The organism is Microcoleus sp. AT3-D2, from assembly GCF_036705715.1.
Taxonomy (GTDB): Bacteria; Cyanobacteriota; Cyanobacteriia; order Cyanobacteriales; family Microcoleaceae; genus Microcoleus.
Window position 1 is genome coordinate 1 of the sequence record NZ_JAUBVE010000150.1, and the last position, 4,103, is coordinate 4,103.

Sequence of the window (4,103 nt, forward strand, 5' to 3'; positions counted from 1 at the left end):
GAAAAAACTCACACTAAAACGGGACTATCTGTAGCTGTAAATATCCTTAATAAAGTTTATCAAACTGGTCGAAAGGTAGCTGATAATTTCAAAAATACTATGCAAATTGTTTTTGACGAATATTTGCCAAAATGGAATTATCGAGCCGTACCCCAACCTGAGTAATTCATTAAGTTATTTATTTTTCATTCCTTAGATCACCATGAAGTAGATGACATTCATCTAAAAACAATACTATTATTTGCCCAGATTCTATACCAGCCTTGTTTTTAAATAAAATATCGTTAATTTCTTCGGTCTTTTTTTTACCAGTTCTTTATCAAATTTAGGATTGGTTTTTTGAGTTTTTTTCCAAGTAATTTTCGCCCGGTCGAAAAGTTCATATTAACTCTGTTTTGATTTATATATCACACCAAATTTTTGAGCTAAATAAGTAACCAGCTCATCTAAATTCCAATATTCTTTATTCTTTAACCACTCGATTACTTCAGTATTTTGTTGAGCTGTTAAATACCCTTTTGACCCTTTATGTCCTAGTTTTATTCCGGCGATGCCTTTGGTTTTAAATTGTTTTTTCCAATAACCAATAAAAAAATTACTTACACCTAATATTTTGCTAATTTCATGGTAAATATTACCTGAAAGCGCCATTCTTACAGCTATTGCTCGTTTTAGTTCTCTGGCATCGACATCGCTTTTAATGAAATCTTCTAATTGGGCTATTTCTTTTTCCATATTTTTTTGTGAAAGTTGTAAGTTATTCATTTTTTTTGTCATAATTAAGTATTGCATATAATTGCATCACACTCTTGATAATGATTTAGGATTGCTATATATAGGTTAACGGGAGCGTCTGTTTTATATGCTGTCCATCATCCCAACCTCGCTCAGGAGTTGCGTTTCTGGAACGTTAGCTGTAACTTTATGCTCTGTGTCAGAATCACCAGCCCTCAGATTTATCCGTGGGAGCACTTCCACAATCTCAAATCTCAAACGCGGGACGTAGGATTCAGCCACAGGAGAATTGTCCGTTTTAATTCATTTAATTCTCGATACACTTCTTGTTTGACCCACTGCCCGATCGCGTCGAAGGGCGTAAAAATTTGACCCACAGGCCAGCTAACATCTTGACCCAAGGGCGTTTGATGGTTGCCCGCTAGAGTCTGAACTGTAATCATGTCGGGAAATCGTGCTTTTAGCAGTTTTGTCAAAAGCAGGGTTTGGTCGATGTTGTCGCCGTTAAATTTGACTAAAAGATTGCGCCGGATTTGATAGCTATTTTGGACGAGGCGATTAGTCTCTTGCGGGGAGGGGGTAAACTCAACGTTAAAGACGGGGGAAATTTGCTCGACGATCGGGATTGCTTCGGATGCGGCATAATTATTGAACGAAATCAGAATATTGCCGACTCGTTCTACGTCAAATACAGAACCGATCAGCAAGTGCAGTTTGCATCCCATGCTGTGTCCCATGCCGTAAATGGGGAGATAGGAAGATTTGAGCAATTTAGTGGCCCGCAGGCGATCGAGGGCATTTTCAAATTTGTTGAGGACATCGCGGGCGATCGCAATATGATCCAAAGTATTGACAAACGGCGTTGCGACTACAACATATCCTTGATTCCCCAAAGCTTCTAACAGCCAGCGATAGGTGAGTTGCGGTGCTGTCGCCACAAATGCACCGCCGAGAAAATGTACGATCGCGATCGGTCTTGGAGGAATTAATACCCAATTGCCAGAAATTTCTTGCCAGTCCATAAATTCAATCTAATTCAAAGTAAAAAGGTGATCGTCCTCTGAAGGTAAAAGGCAGAATGTTTTATAAATTTTTGCTTTTATTTTCTGCATCAAAAAGGGGTTTGCTACCCATTTTTTAATTCCAAAAACTTTCCTTTTTACTTATACATTATTTATTTTAACTGTTGTGGGGGTAAATAGCACGGCTGGCGATCGCTGCTATTTGCAAGCTGTATAGGCTTGAAGCTAGTGGCACAATAAATCAAGGCTGACATCCGATCGCGACTTTCAAAAATTTTTATATTGTCTCCCAACGCACGGCTCCAAGTGGCTGTAGCAGGTAGTGCGGGTAATTGACCCGACAGAATATTAACAGTCAAATACGGCTCAAAACGCCTATATCGCGTATTAATCAGCCCCTCGGCGATCGGCGTCGATTCGGCTTTATTGGCAGCACCTAATTTCTTGAGTAAACCCGCATATAGCAGTTCTCAATAAAGTGAGGTATACCCTATGCCCTATGCTCGCTTATCAAGCGTGTACCTCATGTTACTGAGAAAGGCTATACAACTATAACATCCTTTAGGACAGCCCCTCAATTTCAGACGATCGCTGGGGGTTTAATTGTGGCGAATGACTGATACCTTCTGCGGTTTGATGACTCAACTTTTCGTGAGTCTTCATCCATTTCCACTTGTGCACAGTAGCTTGAGGATTGAGCACTGTGGTAGCTACCCCGTAAACAATAGTAGGCAAAATCTCCCGATTTAACCAACTTTGTCCCAACTTTCTCATGTAGTGCAGTGCCAAAACTTCTCGAAATTTGTTGAGCCTTTGCAAAAGCGGCAAATTTTTAAAACATAACTGTTCGTACTCCTGGAGTGACAACTCTTTTTCTCCCCGCAAACGTCGCAGTTGGTTTTCCTTGACACAATCAGAAGCTATGCGCTTTTTTAGCCAGTGCTTATCAGTGAGAGATTTCCCTCTAATTCGATAATTTCCCAAAGGTTCTGTCGCCGCTAGCAAGCCATACTTTTGAGCAAGTTTGGTAAATAATTCTGTATCTTCTCCTACCTGCCAATCTTCTGCAAACCCGCCTTCTTGGAGAAGAATGGAACGATCGACTACAACAGAAGACGGGAAAACCCAAGGACTTTCGCCTGTCTCCTTAATCGCCTGCATTTCTGCTTTAGTTGTAGGATAGGTAGGAATGTAACTCAACTTGTTGCCACGCTTGTCTAAATACCGCAAAGCGTGAGCCACAGCTTTGACTTCGGGATTGTCTGCGAGCATCTTCAAACAAACTTCTAACTTATTGGGTTCCCAGGTATCGTCGCTGTCGATAAACGCTACAAACTCGCCTGTGGCGCGATACATCATTAAATTTCTCGACTTAGAAACCCCGTAATTTTGGGAATTTCTGAAGTATTGAATTCTCGAATCTTGCTCGACCAGCTTAGCAGCAACTTTGTCAGTAGCGTCAGTAGAGCAGTCATCAACAATTAATATTTCTAGATTCTTGTGGGTGCCATTGAGTACGGAGGCAACTGTCTCGGCCAGAGTGTCGGCAGCATTGAATGCAGGAATGATTACACTGACTTTTTGGCTGTTCATAACTTGCATTAAGGTGTGGTTTGGTAGTTGTTCGCCGAAGTATAGTCTCGAAGCACACACTCTGACTCATTTACGTGCAAGTACCTGTAGTCAGGAAACTTGCCTACATACTCCCAATATAACAGGTTTACCGACATCAGTGTTATCTACCATAAGGAGGGAACAGCCCTTAGCAGGCGGAGTGTAGACTATTATTTGGCGGTCAATTTTTCTGACACAAAGGCGACGGGTGCGGGGGATCGAGGGATTTTTCCGGGGACTGGAGTTGTCCTAAGTTCGATCGCATCTTTTTGCTTAAATAGACTTACCCAGAAAAACCCGGTCTTAGCCCAAATTTTTGGTTGATAACTATACAGCTACTAATACTAAAAAAACCGATTTCTGACTCAGTTCGATTCCGGTTAATTGCCAATCATAAATTTGTTTTTTGTGCGCTAGAGCCGGGAGTGAATAGTTTGATATTTTACTCCAAACTTAATTATAAGTATTAATCAAATTCGACTATATCAAGAGTAAGTAAATCCTATAGCATTTATCAGAAAGATGAGGTATGATATAACTGACTTGAACGGAGTGAAAAATATAGAACCCCAAAATGTTATGCAGCTCTAATTAAATGGAGCGCGAGCGAACAGTCGCTCGACCCACAGCAGTCACTCGAATGACAAATATCAAGGATTTTAGTAAGTATCACACATTAGTAAAAATGAAAACTTATTCGATTGATTTTAGACAAAAAATTATGGATGTGTA

General features: G+C 40.5%; 5 protein-coding genes. 1 reads left to right on the forward strand and 4 read right to left on the reverse strand.

Annotation, left to right across the window (positions count from 1 at the left end; all coding sequences use genetic code 11):
* Positions 1–165, forward strand: a 165-nt coding sequence (locus QUB44_RS30205; RefSeq protein ID WP_445299939.1) for an ISAzo13-like element transposase-related protein, incomplete at its 5' end; no start/stop codon positions are given.
* A 219-nt stretch (positions 166–384) separates the two neighbouring features.
* Here the strand turns inward: QUB44_RS30205 and QUB44_RS30210 are convergent.
* The 4 genes from QUB44_RS30210 to QUB44_RS30225 all read right to left on the reverse strand — a co-directional run bounded on the left by QUB44_RS30210 (position 385) and on the right by QUB44_RS30225 (position 3,350).
* Positions 385–765, reverse strand: coding sequence for a helix-turn-helix domain-containing protein (locus QUB44_RS30210; RefSeq protein ID WP_333373474.1), 381 nt, complete (start codon positions 763–765; stop codon positions 385–387).
* Between the two features lie 224 nt (positions 766–989).
* Complete coding sequence (locus QUB44_RS30215; protein ID WP_333373477.1) at positions 990–1,757, reverse strand: DUF1350 family protein; 768 nt, start codon at positions 1,755–1,757, stop codon at positions 990–992.
* Positions 1,758–1,909: 152 nt separating this feature from the next.
* Positions 1,910–2,116, reverse strand: coding sequence for a hypothetical protein (locus tag QUB44_RS30220; RefSeq protein ID WP_333373478.1), 207 nt, complete (start codon positions 2,114–2,116; stop codon positions 1,910–1,912).
* A gap of 202 nt (positions 2,117–2,318) precedes the next feature.
* Complete coding sequence (locus QUB44_RS30225) at positions 2,319–3,350, reverse strand: glycosyltransferase family 2 protein (protein WP_333373480.1); 1,032 nt, start codon at positions 3,348–3,350, stop codon at positions 2,319–2,321.
* Between the last annotated feature and the right edge of the window lie 753 nt (positions 3,351–4,103).

Bases quoted from the DNA above. Each gene is read 5' to 3' on its own strand.
- QUB44_RS30210 (WP_333373474.1), bottom strand. From the start codon at position 765: ATGAATAACTTACAACTTTCACAAAAAAATATGGAAAAAGAAATAGCC.
- QUB44_RS30215 (WP_333373477.1), bottom strand. From the start codon at position 1,757: ATGGACTGGCAAGAAATTTCTGGCAATTGGGTATTAATTCCTCCAAGA.
- QUB44_RS30225 (WP_333373480.1), bottom strand. From the start codon at position 3,350: ATGAACAGCCAAAAAGTCAGTGTAATCATTCCTGCATTCAATGCTGCC.